The sequence below is a fragment of the Patescibacteria group bacterium genome, from assembly GCA_041659905.1.
Lineage (GTDB): Bacteria > Patescibacteriota > Kazan-3B-28 > Kazan-3B-28 > UBA10110 > UBA10110.
In genome coordinates, this window is the sequence record JBAZXK010000002.1 from 234166 (window position 1) to 251286 (window position 17121).

Here is a 17121-nt window from a genome sequence, read left to right on the forward strand (position 1 = left end):
AAGGACACCAATATGGTAGGTCAAGAATCCTTGTCGCGAGACAAACCAGTATTAGTGGGAGGCAAACCACTTATCCCACATTCGGAGTTGCTTCCTGTGGGAAGCGGTTTGTCTGAGCACCTGGAAGTGACCGGTCAGCTAACCACGATCAGGACTCAGTTCTTCGTCATTAAGATCAGAAAAGGGGGTACGCTGGAAAAGCCCAATTCTCAGGTGGAGATTACTTCTCGACCGGCCTTTGAAGTCGCTCTCTTAAGTCGGGACAATGACAATAATGTCTGTGTCCAGCTGATGACTAAGCAGCGCCTGGAAGGGTCTGCGGCTCCCTGGCGAGGATTGGATGTCGAGAAATTCACGGGCGGATACTGCACTGATAACAAGGACCAGCTGACCTGGGGATTCGTCCAGGACCGGATCAAGGCATTAACCGGTTATGTCATCGATCTGGATTCATGCGGCGTGGTCGGCTGTGTAGTTGGTCATACTGAGGTGGAATTCCCGATCGCCTTGTTGTATGCCACTCGGTGGGAGGTTGTCGATGAGCCTCCGGCTGGTGTGAAAGTATTCACCGCCACTTTGGAACAGGCCAAACATCTGGCCTGGGCAGCTCTCCAGCGGGAAATGGACAATTCTCTTGCCGATAATGTTTCTCCTATCCCCCAGTGTCTGGAAAATGACACTGGCTTGGAGATAGTCTTCGGCCTGGAACGTGCGCTGCCAGCCGGTCATATCCCGATCTGACCGAACATCCGCACATCTATTATTAGAATGTACCCAACCGCCCTTTCCGGGCGGTTATTTTTTAGTGTAAAATCAGATTTATTCTGATATGATAATAACCTGTTTACAGATAAGATAGAGATAGAATAAACTCTTTAGATGAACACAGATAATACTAATATCGAACAACAAATTATTCACCAGTTTGACGTGGTGGGTGATAAGTGGGTGGAAGAGAGCGTGCATCCCTCTAATTTTGAATTAACTGAAATTCTAGAATTTGCCCGTCAATTCCCTGCTGGCGCTAAGATCCTGGATGCCGGGTCCGGCAAGGGCAAATTTTCGGTAGTCTTGGCTAAGCAGGGTTTGGTAGTTACGGGAGTAGAACCAGCCGCCCACCTGACTGCTTGTGCGCGTAGCCAATATCCCGAGATTGATTTTCAGGTTGCCTCGTTAACTACCTTACCGTTTCCGAATGAATTATTCGATGGCATCATTTGCGTGGAAGTGTTGGGCCATATTCCCGATTTAGAAAAAGCTATCCAAGAATTATTTCGTGTCCTTAAACCCGGCGGAAAATTATTAATTTTAGACAAAAATATCCGCTCCCTAAATCATTTATATTTTTTGCCGACAAAGTGGTGGCGGGGGTGGCGGCAACTGATTGGTCAGCGGATGTATCCCACTGATTTTCCTTTCCAAGATAAATATTTTGTTCCTACTGAGCTAGATCAGTTGCTTGGGCAATATAGTTCTGAGCATAAATTCAGAGGAATTGCTTTTCATCCGGATGTTAAAGAGCGGCCTGTATTAAAACGATTGTTCTGGCGAATTCATCAAAGTATTACGCGGTGGTTTCATCACATCGCTCCTAATCTAGATTTCTTCATGGCCTGGGAAGCTACTAAATAATTTTATCCAGCCAGCATGTCTAAAAGTCGTTTCAGTTTTGTGGGGAAGATAGGTCGGACGACTCGCAATTTGCTGAGTAAATTTGGCCTGCGGCAAAGTTGGCAATTATTGTTTGGTCAAACCGCTGCCCCGGATTGGTCTGCCTTAGAAAGATTACAAGCGGCGGTCGATTGGCTAATTAATGCTTTTGGGGCAACCGGGGGTCAAGGATTTTCGGCTTACTATTCTTTACTATCCGGCTGGGGTAAATCCTACGCCGAAACTACGGGGTACATTATCCCGACCCTTTTAAAGTTCAGTCGAGAGTTTGATTACCGACAGGCTGAGATTAAGAAAATTTGCACAACTTCCGGTGAGTGGCTGCTCACCGTTCAGCATGCCGACGGCTCTTTTTCTGGCTACGACAATGATGTGCCGGTAATTTTTAACACCGGCCAAGTCGTCGTCGGACTAATGGAACTTTATCGCTTAACTAATGATGTCCGGTACTTGCAGGCTGCCCAAAGAGCGGGGGATTGGTTAGTAATTAACCAAGAAGCCGATGGTTCGTGGATCAAATATGCTTATAACGGAATTAAACATGCCTATAATTCATTAGTTGATTGGCCGTTAGTAGAATTAAGTAAACTGACCGGTCAAGCCGACTATATGGCAGCAGCCGTAAAAAATTTAGATTGGGTGTTAGTGGAGCAGCAAGCCAATGGCTGGTTTAATTACTTTGGATTTACAGACGAGCCGAAATCGGTTTTGCATACCATCGGCTATACTTTGCAAGGCTTGATCGAGGCGGGGAATAGTTTGGGCCAAACTAAATATATTGCAGCCGCTAAACGCACAGCCGATTATTTAACTGATTTGAATGATCGGCAGATTTTATTCAGTTTTTATAATACGAACTGGCAATCTGCGAGTTATTCCCGTTGTTTAACTGGATTGGCGCAAATGGGGATAGTCTGGGAGCGTCTCGCAGAACTATATCCGGAAGAAAGTTCACGCTACCGAACGGCTGCTCAGAAAGTCTGGAATTATTTAGTAGAACACCAGATCACGACTTTGCCCCATGCAGAAATACGAGGTAGTTTGCCGGGGAGTGCGCCAATTTGGGGAGATTATTTACCCCTGGCTTTTCCGAATTGGGGAGTGAAATTCTTTATTGATTTAGGTTTGTTATTATATGCCAAACAAATTCCTATTTATTCTCAAAATTATCCAGCTCCGGTTCAGTCCAAACATGTTTTAGTGGTGTCTTGTTTCTTCCCGCCTTTGCAGGTAGTGGTGAGTACGATGATTTCTAATCTAATAAAATATTTACCCCGATTTGGTTGGCAGCCCTTGGTAGTAGCCGCCCAATCGTCCAGAGAATTTAAGTTAGATCTAGAATCGTTACAGCAAGTTCCGCTAAATTTGCCAGTTTATCGAACGAAAGTTTGGGAAAATATTTTTACTCGAGCAATGAACCGACTTGGGTTAGTGTCAGACTCAATGTTCGGTTGGTGGGGATCGGCCGTCCGAGCGGCTAAGTATTTGCATCGCCGGCGCCATATCTCTGCCATCATCTCTCGCTCTAATCCCATCACCAGCCATTTGGTGGCGTGGTGGCTTACGCGCTATGTGATGCCGGGCACACCATGGCTAGCTATTTTCGGCGATCCCTGGGTAAATAATCCTTATAGACAGCAGCGCCATTATTGGCCGTTGATCCAAAAATGGCAGACCTATTTGGAAAGGGGTATATTGCACTCTGCTACAAAAATTATTGTCACCACTGAATCAACCAAATCTTTCTTGGTTGATTGGCCGAAATGGCAATCTAAAACGGAAGTTTTACCGCATGTGTTTGATGATCAAAGTAAATTTAATTTACCTATGGCCAACCCTTCTGATAGAAAAATATTAAAAGCTACTTTTGCCGGGAATTTTTATGGCGTCAGATCGCCCGAACCGCTGTTTAAGGCTCTCAAACTCCTGAAAGAAAATGATCCCGAGGTATTCACTCATCTAGAGATAAATTTATGGGGTAAGTTGAGTCCGTTTGAGTACCTTCTGCAGACTTACGGAATAGAAAACAATGTGATCTATCATGGTGAAGCTCCGCGCTCCCGAATATTATCCGAACTGGCTACGAGTGACTTGCTAATTTTAATTGATGCACCCAGTGTGAGCGAGAGCATCTTTTTGCCAGCTAAACTAATGGATTATTTAGCCGTCCGACGGCCGATTTTAGGTATTACCCCGGTAGGCGAATCAGCTCGCCTCATTCAATCTACTAAAACAGGCACCGCGGTGTCTCCTGATGATGTTTCTGGTATCGCTGCTGCTCTGCGTTCTTATTATCAGTCGTTTTGCCAACAGCAATTGATTTTTCAGTCCGATGAAATCGAACTAAGTAAATATCATGCTACCGCGGCAGCGCAGAAACTAGCTGAATGGCTAGATCAGCTAATCCCAGACAGGCTGCACTAATTAAATGTCTTTTCAGGTAGCGGATCAATCGTTGCCACCAACTAATCGGCCAAAGCATTTCTCCAACTAGATGTAGTTGGAGTTTTTGGGTCGGAGTAAAGGGAATAGCCGATAACACTACGAACGGACGGAAATAATCAGGCGAATAGCCGATCAATACCACATAGGGCAAATTTAGGCGTTCAGAAATGTGTTTGAGCGTCTGTTGCCAGGTCCGACCTTGATAACATTCCGGTTGTTGAGCCAATTCGATAATTAGTCCGATCGGGTGGGAGCTGGCCAAGTCGGTTAAGCATTGATCGGGATGTTCAATATGGTGATAAACGGACAACATGCCGTAGACTATACGCGATTGATGAGTTATCGCCGGGGTAATATCATCGTTGCCGCAGGTCAAGTCGTAAAATTCTGTCCGGTCGTTACCATCAATAAAATTTAATAGCCGAGCAAGGCGATTATAGGCACTTACCCCTTCGATGCCTCGGCTGGATTGGACAAAAGGCAGCTGACTGACTGCCCGCGTGAGAGTGCCTAGATTACTGCCGATATCGATAAAAGTAATATTTTGTTTGCCCCAAACAATAGTTAGAAGGGATTTTACTAACCCTAATCTTAGGTCTCGGGCGGGACGTTGCCCGGGGAGCCACAAACCGGGGAGTTTAATAGTTTGATAACTCTCACTTTTCAAACCGTGATCTAAACTCCGGCAAATGCCAGTAGCAGAATTATAGGCAGCTGTGCTAGCCAGTTGGCTGATCTTTGTTTTTAATCTATTTTGAAAAACATTTTTTAATTTATTTAAACAAGGGTGCCCCGCTATCATATTTGGCACCACCATAGGGGTTTGTCCTGTATTGCCTAAGTAGTTGTAGCCTTTAACATCTAAAGAGTTGGCGAAATCAGTAGTTTGTGGCAGGTGTCTCGCTTCTTCCCAATCGACAATCACCGGAATTTTCTCGCGAAACATTATATTCTTTTCGTGCAAATCAGTATGGATATCTTGATTGGCAAAGATTTGTCGGACAAATTGTTTCAGCTGTTGGTAACAGGTGATGATTTCTTCAGGAGAAAGGGTCGCCATACTATCGTCAAATCTAGTCAAAGATTCTATAATCAAAAAACTAAATCCGGATAATTCGGTATAACCGATAACTTTCGGGACATGCGGGCTGGTTTGGTATTTTTGTAAAAAGTCGTATTCGTTTTTTAAGGAAGGTAGCAAGATGAAGGCTGACTCGGCCTCTAGTTTGCTTTCGACCGTTACTGAAATATGCTTGGCTTTCATGAAGTAGGTGGTGCCACCAGAGGTGATTTTAAATAAGCTACTGCCGCCGCCAGGGCTCCAAATGCGAGAGAGAGATTGCCAAGTACCAGGAATCCCGAGCTTGTTTAAGGCTGCCAAAATTAAATCTGGTTTAGCTAAAATCACATCCAGGTATTTTTCTTTATTCGCGAGAGCAACGGGGTTATGTTGCATAGCTTTTTACTGTGTTAATTTCCTAAGACGTAGTGCTGGAAGAGTTGGCTATTTTTTTTGATATCATGGTTAGTAAAAAACACTCTTTGGGCGTTAGTGACTAATCTCTGAGCCAGAGCAGTATCACCAATAAGCTGGCGGATGGCATTTTGGAGAGCGGTAATATTTTCTTCGTCGACCACCGCGGCAAAATCATTTTCTTTAGCATATTTAACGAGATGGCTTGTCTCCGGGGCATGAATTAAAATTGGCCGGCCGGCGATCAAAAAATCAGTCAGCTTCCCAGGGGTCGCCGTATTGATAATATCAGGACTTTGTGTCTGCCAGGACAAAGGAATAAATAGAATATCGGCTTGACTTTGGATTTTAGGCATCTCGCTGCCGGGCGCTACGTTGTATTCAATTTTAGGGCTCGCAATCCCCAGAGCTTTGAGATATTCGGGTGGACTGGGAGAATAGATTTTGAGCCGAACATCAATATCGGTGAGTTGATCTAAAGCAGTGATGAGATTCTTTAGGCTGCGGGTTTGAGCCCAGTAAACGTTGCCGGTAAACAAAATATAATAAGGCGGCTGGTGCGGGATAATCGGTGTTTGCAGCTTTAAATAAGGGTCCGGATTGGTTGAATTATGAATCACGACTATTTTGTCAGCCACTTTTTGGCCGTACCGGCGCCGATAAAATTCTTTGGTTTCCTGGTTAGTCACCATAATTTTTTGAGCGGCTTTGATTAGACGAGGCTCAAAAATTGTCGCCAAAATTTTGCCAGTTAGGGGTAAAAGATTGCCTTTATAAATATCAAACAAATAAATGTAAAATGGGATCCCGGTGGCACGGTGGATATAGTAAGTCCCGACCATGGCCGGACCGTAATCGGAAAAACCGATCATCAGGTCGCTCTGATCATCTTTAATGGCACGGCGGCCGTGCCGAATAATTAAGGGAATTTGTCCTAGAATAAGCGGAGCGGCAATCAGAGCTTTCACTAAACTGTTACGTTTTAAAAAGCGCTTTAACTTAGCTACCAAGTCCATTTTGACGGCAGCTGACAGGGGGGCTTTCACCCAAGCCGGGAATAAAAAAGTTTTACGTAAGAATTTCTTAAGCTTAACCATCGGGTTGATCGCTACTTCCGAGGGTGCCACTTCTTGGTGTTGCCGGGTAGTGGGAGTAGCGGTGAGATTGTCATAAAAAATATATTTTCCAGGTAACCAAGTGCCGATTTTAGCAGAAATATTATCAATATTATAAAAACTGGTCAAAATCGTGTAAGATTCCGGCGGGAAGGTTTCTAGTAAATTAGCCATAAAGCGAGGGGCTCCGGCCAAGAGCGGCGGCGCGTACGAGGAAACCAAGAGAATTTTTTTATTTTGATTAGTCATCGTGTTAAACTCTACCTCGGCGGTATTCCCGGTATTTTCTGACTAAATACCTGACCGGATAAGTGATTTTAAATCGCTTGATCATTTGGATGAATTTATGCCAGCGGTATTTTTGTATGCTGAACTGGTATTTGGGGGGTAGGTCTATCAATCTGGTCGTGCTGTGTGAGTTGGTAAATACGAAAATGCCTCTTCCTAACCGGTATGAATCTACTTGAATTTGCAGCGCAAAACCGAATTTGTGAGCTGCCGAAGAGATCATCTCCTTCTGTTCCATAGGAGCTTCAAATACAATCAAATCTCCGGCATGAAAAATGTTTTGGAGGGACTGTTCTTTATTTTTAGCATGGTGGAGAACGTTTAATACCAAAACGATATCGTAAGGCTGCTCAACAGTAAAATCGTCCATATCACCCTCATGAAAAGTGGCTCGGGCATTTTTTAACCAGCCGATGCGACGAGCTATATCGAGAGAAGGTAAACTATGATCTATTCCGACGACTGCTTTAGCGCCCGCTTCCTCAGCTTTAAAACTAAAAAATCCATGGAAACAGCCGATATCTAAAACGGTTTTCCCGGTGAAGTCAATAATAGACGAAAGCCGGTTCCAGGTCTGAGCGCTGTCCGAATAACCCTTAAGCTGCACTCCTGATGGCAATTCGATATCCTGATAGAATTTATCATGCTCCATGTCTACCAAATCTGATAGTAGTAACAGTTCTTGCCAACGTTGAGGAAAAGTTTTTTTAGTAACGGGTGGGAAAGTGGGGTCAGTCGTATCAATCAGGATAGGGTCGGGATCCAGCACAATTATCCCCAGAAATTTTGCCTCGATCTCTTCTTTTAGCATGGCATTAGTTTTTTGCAGGGGCGGATACAGGGGATCCGCTTTAGCCTTAGCTAATTGGCGCTGACGCAAAATATGCGGAGCAGCGAAGCAGAGACACAAACTCACATCGGCATCCAGTTTTTCGGCTAGATGAGCTATGGTTAAGTGAGAGCGTTGCTTGGTTGATAATTCTACTGAGGGCAAGTTGTAGAAGATATAACCATCTAGCACAAACGAGTTGCCCGGACTGTTTTGTATGATAACAGTGAGCTTGTCTATCAATCTGGCACAAGCATTCTGAGTATCGCTGTAGTCAAACAACATATCAAAATCCAAATAAGTTGCTTGATGCTCTTTGGCGTAGCGTTTCGCGAATTGGGTTTTCCCCGATCCGGATTCACCCACAACTATTAATAATTTATTTTTCATCTTTTACGCGAGAATATTGATTTGTCGAAATCTTGATTTACTATGAGTGCCAGAGTAGATTGTTGATAGGTATTCAGGTCCGAATCAGGCAGACTGCTAGGATTAAGAATTAACTATTCCTTACTTCTATGGATACAACCAGCAGGAAAAAAGTCGTTTTTATTATAAATAATTTTTTGATCGGGGGGGTAGAAAGGTTGGTTTGCGATCTGATTACCCACCTGGACAGAGGAAAATTTAACCTTTCTATTATAACAGTTTTGGGCTCTGGGCCGTGGGAACCGCAATTTAGGGAGTTGGGTGTCCCGCTTTATTTTGCCGGGCCCACGGTTCCGTTTAGTCAAAGCCGGTCATTTAAGCTGATGTGGCTACTCATGAGTCCCGTAGTCTTATTAAGAACTTGGGGGTGGCTGCGCCGAGAGAAGCCTGACACAGTTATCACTTCCCTCTACCAGGCTGATATTATCGGGATGTGGGCAAGTTATTTAGCCGGAGTGCGTCAGCGCATTTTAATCCAACACGACACTACACAGTTCAGTGGCTTCAGAAAATTGGTTAAAAAGCATCTTGCCGTCAAGTTAGCTACTCAAATTATTGCGGTCAGCCAGTCAGTCAACTTGTTTTTGTTGGATTATTGGAATGTTTCTACCGACCGAGTACGAGTGATTACTAACGGTATAGATATCGCTAAGTTTAGTGCGGGCACTAAACCGACAGGTAACGCAGATGATTTGGTGATTGGGTTTATCGGTCGGCTCGAACCGGTGAAGGGGATAGATTGTCTACTCTCGGCTTTGGCTATTTTACAATCTAAATTTAATCTATCTCCCCGGGTAATTATTGCTGGTAGCGGCAGTTTGCAAACAAGTGTGGCTGAATATATTCGGGCGCATCAATTATTTCAAGTGGAACTAGTTGGGCGGGTTACCGAGATTGGACAAATGCTCGCAGTATTGCGGGATATAGATGTAGTGGTACTGCCATCGCTCATGGAAGGATCGCCGCTAGCTATAATGGAGTGGTTGGCCGCCCACAAACTAGTCATCGCTTCCGATATTCCATCTTTGCGCGAAATTATTATTCCCGATCAAAACGGTATTTTGTTCGAAGTTAATAATGCCACTGCCTTGGCCCAAGTTCTGGCAAAAGTTTTGACTAATCGAGAATTGGTTAATCAGCTGCAGCAGGGGACTACAGCTTGGCTGCAGCAATTTGCTTCCCAATATGATATCAAACGTACTACTGAGGAATATACTGAGCTGCTAAACCAGCCAACGAGTAGCTAATATCTCAAGCGATCCTGTTCGAATAGAATTAAATTAACCTGATTTATGATAATTCACATCAGCCACGATGTGTTTCAGTTTAAAGACAGTCTGATCTTTCAATATAATCAGTAAGGCCGGATAAGTAATCAGGACGATTAAAATTGACCAGTAAATTTGTGGATTAAATTGTTGCAATTGCCAGAGGATTACCCCGGTGATAATTGTGGCCACTAACGGTTTGGTGATTTGGGGAGTAATGTCGCGCCAAATCAATTTTCTCACAGCCAGATACATTAAAGAGTAAGTAACGATCTGGGATATGATAGTAGACGCAGCGGCGCCGGTCGCTCCATATTTTGTGATCATAAATAAATTGAGAATGATATTTAACACCGCCCCGATCACACTATAAACAATAAACTTTTTCTGATAATCATAAGCAAAAATAGCATAATTAATGATTACTGCTGGGAATAAAGCAATAAAGGATATTGATAATATCTGGAAAGTCATTACCGAACTAATGTAATCATTGCCGTAAAGAAAATGAATGATTTGAGGCCCCATTATCCAACTGCCCATGGTCAGAGGCAGGGCGAGCAGCAGCGTGGCGGATAAAGCCTGTTTAAATACCGAGCCAAATTTTTGCCCGGATTCTTTGGTTAGCCGTGACATCACCGGAAAGACGCTGAAAGCAATAATATAAGGGATGGCCCAGAGTAACTGAATTGGTCTTTGGGCGGCGGCGTATAATCCTACATCAGTGGCCGATCGCATCCACCCTAACATTAAGCTGTCGGCATAGACCAAAAAGGCGCTGAAGAATCCAATCAGAGCAAACGGCCAGGCTGACATCATTATTTTTTTAACCAGGTCGTAAGAATAATACCGGAATGGATTAGCCAGGTGTCGCATAATGATACCGATAGCGACCACTAAGCCGATGCCGCTGCTGGCAGCATAGGCGATAGCCAAATTCTCCGGGGTAGCTCCTTTTAGTAGCATGATCCAGGCGAGTACCACGAGAGAAACATTAACTACAATGTTAATGCCGGCTTCGTATTCCATTTTTTCTAAAGAGCGGATATAGGCAAGACAGAAATCTCGTAAGCCGTTGAAAACGAACAACCAGACGACAATCTGCAGAATGGGTATAACATCAATATTATTAATAAAACGGGGTACTCCTAAAGAAACAATCAGAGCGAGCACTATAATCAGTGTGGCCTTAATCAATAAAGCATTCGACAGGTAATTTAACCGTTGGGCAGAATTTTTAGTAGCTTCCCGCGTGAGAATGCCATTGATTCCTAAGTCGTAAAAAATGGCGGCAAATCCGATAATAGCCAAAGCATAGGAAAAAACGCCGTAATTGGCTACTCCTAAAACCCGGGCGGCATAGATAACAATAGTGGCTCGAATCAGTCGGCCGACAATTTGGCTGACGCCCAACCAAAACGTATTTTTAAGAACAGTTTGACTCAGGGTATGGTTTTGCCAGAGGAAAGCATAAATTCGATGTAGGAGATTAGATTTAGCCATATTTTAGTTATTTTTCTGCTCTGGCGATGAGGCTGCGGGTAAATATCCCCGTAGATGAACCTGTCTCAATTAAAACATACAGGCGTAAAGTAGCTTCAATCGCTCTCCATAAAACAGCGCGCAGAAATGATTTGAGACCATGTACCACCGGCCGAGTCGGAAAAACTTGAATGTTTTTGAAGTTGGATACCAATAGGGCCTGGTAAATACTCCCTTCGGTAAAACTGGTTTCATGAGTGAAATCGCCGTACAGTCCGCGGCCGCTAAAGGGGCTTTCGGCATTAAGAGTCTGGGCAATAAGAATTCCGCCATCTTTGAGGGAACGATAGATAAGATCAAGAATATCGAGAACCTCTTCCTTGGTAAAATGTTCGATCACGCCGCGCATCACCATCACATCGTACGCCATCGGCTTGTTTTTTAGGAATTCTTTGAAATCAGCCTGATGAATTTGGCTGATGCCTAATTTTTGGGCCGTTCCAATCTGTTCGGTACTGGTATCTATACCGGATGAATTTTGGTAGCCGCTGTGTTGGAGCCAATAAACCAGTCCGCCACTGCCACAGCCTAGATCGATAATTTTTGCGTTTTTATCTTTCGGCAAAAATCTGCCGAAATATCTCTGCCAGGCGGGGAATTGTTTTTTAATTTTATCTAAACTTATCTCGCCATGAAAATAAGAAGTATGAGTGGAAATATATTTTGAGTAAAACCTGTCGCGGTAATCCATTTAATAAGTTCAATAAGGCGTAAATCTTGAATAGAACGTTCGCTGCGGCCATACCAGTGGCTGACAATGGTTTTTTTATACTCCTAAATCAGTATAAACTCAAATCCGGGTTTATGGGGTTGCTTTGCTTATTTTGTTAAAAAATAAGCTCTGACTAGTAGCGAGAACCTAGTCGCATCCCTGGTATTCTATCTTTTCTTGGTGTAGATTAGGAATTGTTATACCAATTTATATTAATAGTTATGGCTAAGAAGAAAAAATCCACAGAATTCAACAGAATTCTGTTATATGGCGTGATTATAATAGCTCTGATCATAGTGGGCTATTATGGGTTCAAATCAGTTTCCGGTTCATCTGCGGCTAATCTTCTAAATTTGGGCGGCGGTCTTCCGGGGAATGTAACCAATGTTGATATAACGCCGCAATCTGGCGATGTGACCGCAACTTTGGCTGCAGATTCGCCTGCGGCATATATAGTATTGGGGAACCATCAATACTATGATGCGGCCAAGTACAAGTTTTCCGCTACTGGCTCGGGTTTCACTGTGCAGAAGATAGCTATAGTTATACCTACTCATGGATGGGCGTCTGTAGATACATTGAAAATAGAGTACCCGCTGAAAACTGGCCAGATTGTATCAAAAGAGATAAGTGTTTCGGCAGAGAAAAGTAAGTTTGAAGGCTTAGCTATGTATGTGCCGAAAAATGGCAGCGCAGTGATGAATCTGAAAGCTACATTTAAGAAAGTAGGCACAATTGGGGAAGGTGGTGAATTCAGGGCTCATATTAAATTTGGGTTAGCTTCCGGGGTTACTGCGGGAGATTTCTTAGCCACATCGGATGGCGGAGGAGTTATAGATACTAAGGCTGCTACCCAGAACATTTTTTCCGCAGAGCATGTGCTCTATAATAGCACACCTATAGTAACCGCTTCTAACCCTTCCGGTAGTGGCACGATTGTGCCGGGTGGCATCATTAATCTCTATAAATTCAAAGTATCAGCCGACACGGCCGGTGAAATAGCAATAAAAAAATTCACTTTCTCTATCTTTATAACAGATGCCAGTACTACCACTCCCTCAGGTGCCGATTTGACTAATTTTACTTTTCTACGGGGTGGCACAGATATTACTGCCAGTGCCCAGATTACTATGGTGTCGAACAATGGTTCTACCTACATTACTACTCCGTTAACCTTGGAAGACACGAACTATTTGGAGAACAATACTTCGTATTTGGTACAAGTAACCTTTGCCAACACTCCGGCAACGGATGCGAATGGTGAGCAATCGATCGGAGCTGGGCAAACAGTGGAATATACTTTGCGAGCACAGTGCGGAACTGGTTTCACCACAACTGATGCTATTTCCACTGCCTTATTGAGCGATCAAGCTGTAGATCCAGGCATTGGGTACCCTGGTGGATATGTGTATCTAACCGATTTAGATTCCGATGTGGGAAAACAACAAATCATTGGGTTGCAGAAAGCCAATGGTACGCAGTTCAGCGGATCAACTAATTTCGTCTGGTCTGATAAGTCTGTCTTGATTCATCTACCCACCTTCGATGACGATGGTGTAATAGAAACCTCCAGTGCTGATTGGACTCAAGGATATCTGGTAAAGAATTTCCCATTGTCTGTCTACGGATATACTCTATAGGAATAAATTGATCTTAAAACAGCCCGCTTCCGTCGGAAGCGGGCTGTTTGGTATAAGAGTGTAATTTACTTCTTGTGGAAGTAATTCCAGAGATAGGCAAAGACCCAGCCCCAGATGTAACCAACGACGAAAGTTACAATCAGAAGCAGGATCGCCGCACCCCAGGCGAATGGCAGCATATTCCCATCCCACCCCATCATATGCAGAGATAAAACCCAATCCATAAGTCCTTTAGCCCAGCCTAGGCCGACTATCAATAACCAGACAAAATGGAATAACGCAAAAAACGCGCCTAGCGTCATCCCGGTACCATGAGTGTTCAGTTTCATCGAACCCCCTTAAATATAAATAATAAAACCACCTTTAGTATAAGTAGGTTGTGTTATTTTTTCAATTGGCTCTGCACCATTCGATGCAGGACTCACCACGTGTCGTATGACACTGTGGTGGCGGGAGTGACGGGGCTCGAACCCGCGACCTCTTGCGTGACAGGCAAGCGCTCTAACCGACTGAGCTACACCCCCTCCTAGATCCAGGAGGCTTATCCGCACTATTTTAATATATCTAGAATGATCGCGCCAGAGTTATCGGCGATTGCCCGAAAACGAGTTGATTTAGTCAGTGAGATAGTGATTTCAGCATTTTCATCACTAATTTGATTGACCCGCACTTCTTGAATAAGTTGAGCCGGTTCCGAAGAATCTAGAGTAGTTGGGAAAATCGCCAATGGTCGGTCTTGAGGAATATTTTCTATAGTACTGTCGCTCAGCTTAATTTTCATCTGGTAGCTCGGGGTAACCGCCGTTGCATCAGTAATTTCTTGAATCACCGTATAAGGGATGGTGATGTCTTCCGGAGAAGCGGTCGAGCGATTAAGTTCGGTATCTATAATTAGTCTGTGAAATTGGTTTTCGTCGCTGTAATTTATATTCTTTATAATATGGAATCCACCCAAATTACCTAAAACAATCTCATTATTAGCAAAGCCTTGGATGATCGGATCAAATATTTGGTTGCTGGGCTTGCCTAAAGTGCTGAAATAACCATAAAGCAACAAAAATATAATTGTCAGAGCGGCTAAACCTATTTTAGTGCTGCGGAAATTACTCATACGCGTTGTTTTTTAATAAAATCGACTAATTCGTCTACTGTGACCGGAGGTTCTTTGGTGGCTTCCTTCACTAATTTAAAGATAATATCTTGAATATCAGCTGGGGCCGGAATTTCCCGTAACTCTATATTACCACCTCCGGCTGATGAGATAATCACGGTGCCAAAATCAAAACTCGTTGCCATTACTCCATTGATTTCATGAGAAATATCTTGGATGCGGTCTAATTCAATTTCTGACACCCGCCGCTTAAACAAGCTCCTTTGGTCGATATTAACTACCCGCTTATCCGTAATAATATATTTATCACGATACCAGTTGAGATATTCGTAAACGATATAGCTCGCCCAGAAGACTATCCAGGCCAGATAAAGAAAAGTTAAAATTTCTGAATTAAAAATATAGAAACCAATCCGGCCAAAAGTCGGTAAAAAACCGGCCAGGACGATAAAAGCCGCTCCCTTAAAAAAAGGCCAAGCTAACACAAACCAATGTTTGCGTAAGATGAGTACTGGTTTCTCGTCAGGTTTTTGTGTGGGAAAATCTTTTCTCAAAGCGGGCTATTCTATCCTTGATATAATATAATTATGGCTAAAAGGAAATATCGCTTTATTTGGATGGTTCTACTAATCTTACTAGGGCTGAGTTTGCTGCTGCCATGGATGATCTGATAGTCTGAACAAGACAATTATAACATTCTGATAGATAATTGGATTAGATTAGAGTAAGCTGTTTTTTGATTTTATGTCCCTGTAGTTTAATGGATAGAATAGAGCTTTCCTAAAGCTTTGGTCGAGGTTCGATTCCTCGCGGGGACACCAGTCTTCGCTCCCCTTGGGAGCTACGCCTGGCTCTGCTAATATCACCAATTAAAGTTGGAGGATAAAAATCAACAATCATTAATCATTTTACATTTGTCATTTTTCATTGTATCGGGGTGTAGCGCAGTGGTAGCGCGCATCGTTCGGGTCGATGAGGCCGGAGGTTCGAATCCTCTCACCCCGACCACAAAACTTTTATTCATCAGAGATGGATGGAAGTTTTGTGATTGTGTTTATGAGATTCGAACCATGGGAAAGGGGTCGGGAAAACGGGAGTTTTCCCGCAGTGGAGGCAACCTGCTAATATGTTATTAGCAGGTGTCGGAACCGCAAGGGTCCGAGGAGGCATGAGGTAGCCCGAATGCCGACAGGTTCCATATCCTCTCACCCCGACCAAGCCATATGAATCAATCAGAAGAATATCAAAAAGAAGTTTTAGTATTAGCTAAAAAAGCCTTCCGGAAAAAGAAATTCCGGTAGGTGCTATTGTGATAGATAAATCCGGACAAATTATCGGTAGGGGATATAATTTAGCCCACGCCAAAAAAGATGTTACCGAGCATGCCGAAATTAGAGCCCTCCGGCAGGCCTTCAAAAAGACGGGTGATTGGCGATTGGACGATTGCCAGTTAATAGTTAATCTAGAACCATGCTTGATGTGTCTGGGCGCTATAGCTAATGCGCGTATCAAAGAAGTAAGTTATTTTTTAGCTGATCCCCAATTCGGCTCGGTCGAAAGTCGCTTAACTAAAAAACAACTGACTAAACTATTTCCGAAACTGATCATAAAAAAGATAAACGACGCTGGAGAGACTAAGCAATTATTACAAGATTTCTTTAAAGAATTACGTATTAAAATATATATTTAAATATATATTTTAATATTTAGTGATATGGGGAAAGCTAAAAAGCTGATGTGATAGTTTTTACTGATTTGCGTAGAAAATAGCTCTGGCATTGACTTTTTCATTAGAAACCCGTACAATAAGCTGTTCTAATAGCACCTTATCTTATTGTGAGGGAGGTGATGGCCGATGCAGGCCACTCCAATATTCTGGTATATTGTTGTGTATGCGTTTGGGTCAGGCCCGGTTGCTTCTAATGTTATTCTAGCCAATCTGGCAGCTGGTTGTTATAATTTTATAACAAACAAGGGCGACAGCGCACTTATCTTCACACAAAAGGAGATACCAGAGATCCCAGGGATCGATCCATCCCGAATCCGCTATATTTCATTGAAGCCGAAGGCCCAACCGACATTAAAAATTGCGCACTGGATGATGAATGAAGTAATCCCATCAGCGCGCTTTCATGCCCATCCGGCTACCAAAATCATGGTGGTAGCAGCCACGCCGCATTTAGGGAGAGCAAAAGGAGACACTGAATATGCGGTGTGGGAATCTGGATTGGATATCGATGTGAGGGTTTGGGAAGACATTGCGCAGATACCACCTCAGAAGTGGTACTGTAATGAGTCGAAACAGCCGCATACGCGTTCAGCATGGGCCTGGTGGCTTAGGGAGATACCCATCCTCATTATCCGAGCCATATCAATGCGATGGTACGCCTACAAAACGGGATGATTTCTGGCTGCTCATCAAATCTTTTCGAAAAGATCTGTTTCCAAACAGGTCTTTTTTCATATCAGATTGCCAGTATAATAAGTTTGTGGAAGCGTGGCCGAGCGGTTGAAGGCGGCGCTCTCGAAAAGCGTTATACCGGTTTCCGGTATCAGAGGTTCGAATCCTCTCGCTTCCGCCAAAATGACGTTCTCGC

General features: G+C 43.5%; 15 protein-coding genes and 4 tRNA genes. 10 read left to right on the forward strand and 9 right to left on the reverse strand.

Annotated features, from left to right (window positions below; genetic code table 11):
• The first annotated feature begins 12 nt into the window (after positions 1-12).
• From WC805_03050 to WC805_03060, 3 genes are all read left to right on the forward strand, one after another.
• On the forward strand, positions 13-741 hold the full coding sequence (locus tag WC805_03050) for a hypothetical protein (protein MFA5967462.1): 729 nt from the start codon (positions 13-15) through the stop codon (positions 739-741).
• A 138-nt stretch (positions 742-879) separates the two neighbouring features.
• Positions 880-1632 (forward strand): class I SAM-dependent methyltransferase, encoded by a 753-nt coding sequence (locus WC805_03055; protein ID MFA5967463.1) that lies wholly within the window; start codon positions 880-882, stop codon positions 1630-1632.
• A gap of 15 nt (positions 1633-1647) precedes the next feature.
• Positions 1648-4095: a glycosyltransferase gene (locus tag WC805_03060; GenBank protein MFA5967464.1), complete on the forward strand. Its 2448-nt coding sequence runs from the start codon at positions 1648-1650 to the stop codon at positions 4093-4095.
• Here WC805_03060 and WC805_03065 read toward each other — a convergent pair.
• From WC805_03065 to WC805_03075, 3 genes are read right to left on the reverse strand one after another with little or no spacing between them, the layout of a single operon-like run.
• Entirely contained in the window at positions 4031-5572 is a 1542-nt protein-coding gene (locus WC805_03065; GenBank protein MFA5967465.1) for a phosphotransferase, read from the reverse strand. The two genes, WC805_03060 and WC805_03065, sit on opposite strands and share 65 nt — an antisense overlap.
• Before the next feature lie 14 nt (positions 5573-5586).
• Complete coding sequence (locus WC805_03070; GenBank protein MFA5967466.1) at positions 5587-6954, reverse strand: glycosyltransferase; 1368 nt, start codon at positions 6952-6954, stop codon at positions 5587-5589.
• Positions 6955-6958: 4 nt separating this feature from the next.
• Positions 6959-8212, reverse strand: a complete 1254-nt coding sequence (locus WC805_03075) for a methyltransferase domain-containing protein (GenBank protein MFA5967467.1) — start codon at positions 8210-8212, stop codon at positions 6959-6961.
• 128 nt (positions 8213-8340) lie between these two features.
• Here WC805_03075 and WC805_03080 point away from each other — a divergent pair, with 128 nt between their 5' ends.
• Positions 8341-9498, forward strand: a complete 1158-nt coding sequence (locus tag WC805_03080; protein ID MFA5967468.1) for a glycosyltransferase family 4 protein — start codon at positions 8341-8343, stop codon at positions 9496-9498.
• Positions 9499-9531: 33 nt separating this feature from the next.
• Here WC805_03080 and WC805_03085 read toward each other — a convergent pair whose 3' ends face one another.
• Both WC805_03085 and WC805_03090 read right to left on the reverse strand, forming a co-directional pair.
• On the reverse strand, positions 9532-11022 hold the full coding sequence (locus WC805_03085; GenBank protein ID MFA5967469.1) for a flippase: 1491 nt from the start codon (positions 11020-11022) through the stop codon (positions 9532-9534).
• A 7-nt stretch (positions 11023-11029) separates the two neighbouring features.
• A complete protein-coding gene (locus WC805_03090) occupies positions 11030-11752 on the reverse strand; it encodes a class I SAM-dependent methyltransferase (GenBank protein MFA5967470.1) in 723 nt (240 codons plus the stop codon).
• A gap of 242 nt (positions 11753-11994) precedes the next feature.
• Between WC805_03090 and WC805_03095 the strand changes: the two genes are divergently transcribed.
• Complete coding sequence (locus WC805_03095; protein ID MFA5967471.1) at positions 11995-13413, forward strand: hypothetical protein; 1419 nt, start codon at positions 11995-11997, stop codon at positions 13411-13413.
• Positions 13414-13478: 65 nt separating this feature from the next.
• Here the strand turns inward: WC805_03095 and WC805_03100 are convergent, their stop codons facing one another.
• The 4 genes from WC805_03100 to WC805_03115 form a co-directional block, all read right to left on the reverse strand.
• Complete coding sequence (locus tag WC805_03100; GenBank protein ID MFA5967472.1) at positions 13479-13742, reverse strand: hypothetical protein; 264 nt, start codon at positions 13740-13742, stop codon at positions 13479-13481.
• Positions 13743-13860: 118 nt separating this feature from the next.
• Positions 13861-13937: transfer RNA gene (locus WC805_03105), tRNA-Asp, on the reverse strand.
• A gap of 26 nt (positions 13938-13963) precedes the next feature.
• A complete protein-coding gene (locus WC805_03110; GenBank protein MFA5967473.1) occupies positions 13964-14524 on the reverse strand; it encodes a hypothetical protein in 561 nt (186 codons plus the stop codon).
• A complete protein-coding gene (locus WC805_03115; GenBank protein MFA5967474.1) occupies positions 14521-15078 on the reverse strand; it encodes a PH domain-containing protein in 558 nt (185 codons plus the stop codon). The genes WC805_03110 and WC805_03115 overlap by 4 nt, the downstream gene beginning before the upstream one ends.
• A gap of 192 nt (positions 15079-15270) precedes the next feature.
• On the opposite strand from WC805_03115, the gene WC805_03120 reads away from it, so the two are divergent.
• The 5 genes from WC805_03120 (at position 15271) to WC805_03140 (ending at position 17106) form a co-directional block, all read left to right on the forward strand.
• Positions 15271-15345: transfer RNA gene (locus tag WC805_03120), tRNA-Arg, on the forward strand.
• 112 nt (positions 15346-15457) lie between these two features.
• Positions 15458-15532, forward strand: a tRNA-Pro gene (locus tag WC805_03125).
• Between the two features lie 283 nt (positions 15533-15815).
• On the forward strand, positions 15816-16214 hold the full coding sequence (locus WC805_03130) for a nucleoside deaminase (protein ID MFA5967475.1): 399 nt from the start codon (positions 15816-15818) through the stop codon (positions 16212-16214).
• A 165-nt stretch (positions 16215-16379) separates the two neighbouring features.
• Positions 16380-16928, forward strand: a complete 549-nt coding sequence (locus tag WC805_03135) for a hypothetical protein (protein ID MFA5967476.1) — start codon at positions 16380-16382, stop codon at positions 16926-16928.
• An 87-nt stretch (positions 16929-17015) separates the two neighbouring features.
• A tRNA-Ser gene (locus WC805_03140) sits at positions 17016-17106 on the forward strand.
• Positions 17107-17121 lie beyond the last annotated feature (15 nt).

What these genes read in the sequence shown, in the direction of transcription:
- WC805_03110 (MFA5967473.1), bottom strand. Translation starts at nt 14,524, where the DNA reads ATGAGTAATTTCCGCAGCACTAAAATAGGTTTAGCCGCTCTGACAATT.
- WC805_03135 (MFA5967476.1), top strand. Translation starts at nt 16,380, where the DNA reads ATGCAGGCCACTCCAATATTCTGGTATATTGTTGTGTATGCGTTTGGG.
- WC805_03095 (MFA5967471.1), top strand. Translation starts at nt 11,995, where the DNA reads ATGGCTAAGAAGAAAAAATCCACAGAATTCAACAGAATTCTGTTATAT.
- WC805_03070 (MFA5967466.1), bottom strand. Translation starts at nt 6,954, where the DNA reads ATGACTAATCAAAATAAAAAAATTCTCTTGGTTTCCTCGTACGCGCCG.
- WC805_03065 (MFA5967465.1), bottom strand. Translation starts at nt 5,572, where the DNA reads ATGCAACATAACCCCGTTGCTCTCGCGAATAAAGAAAAATACCTGGAT.
- WC805_03055 (MFA5967463.1), top strand. Translation starts at nt 880, where the DNA reads ATGAACACAGATAATACTAATATCGAACAACAAATTATTCACCAGTTT.
- WC805_03100 (MFA5967472.1), bottom strand. Translation starts at nt 13,742, where the DNA reads ATGAAACTGAACACTCATGGTACCGGGATGACGCTAGGCGCGTTTTTT.
- WC805_03060 (MFA5967464.1), top strand. Translation starts at nt 1,648, where the DNA reads ATGTCTAAAAGTCGTTTCAGTTTTGTGGGGAAGATAGGTCGGACGACT.
- WC805_03090 (MFA5967470.1), bottom strand. Translation starts at nt 11,752, where the DNA reads ATGGATTACCGCGACAGGTTTTACTCAAAATATATTTCCACTCATACT.
- WC805_03080 (MFA5967468.1), top strand. Translation starts at nt 8,341, where the DNA reads ATGGATACAACCAGCAGGAAAAAAGTCGTTTTTATTATAAATAATTTT.
- WC805_03085 (MFA5967469.1), bottom strand. Translation starts at nt 11,022, where the DNA reads ATGGCTAAATCTAATCTCCTACATCGAATTTATGCTTTCCTCTGGCAA.
- WC805_03050 (MFA5967462.1), top strand. Translation starts at nt 13, where the DNA reads ATGGTAGGTCAAGAATCCTTGTCGCGAGACAAACCAGTATTAGTGGGA.
- WC805_03075 (MFA5967467.1), bottom strand. Translation starts at nt 8,212, where the DNA reads ATGAAAAATAAATTATTAATAGTTGTGGGTGAATCCGGATCGGGGAAA.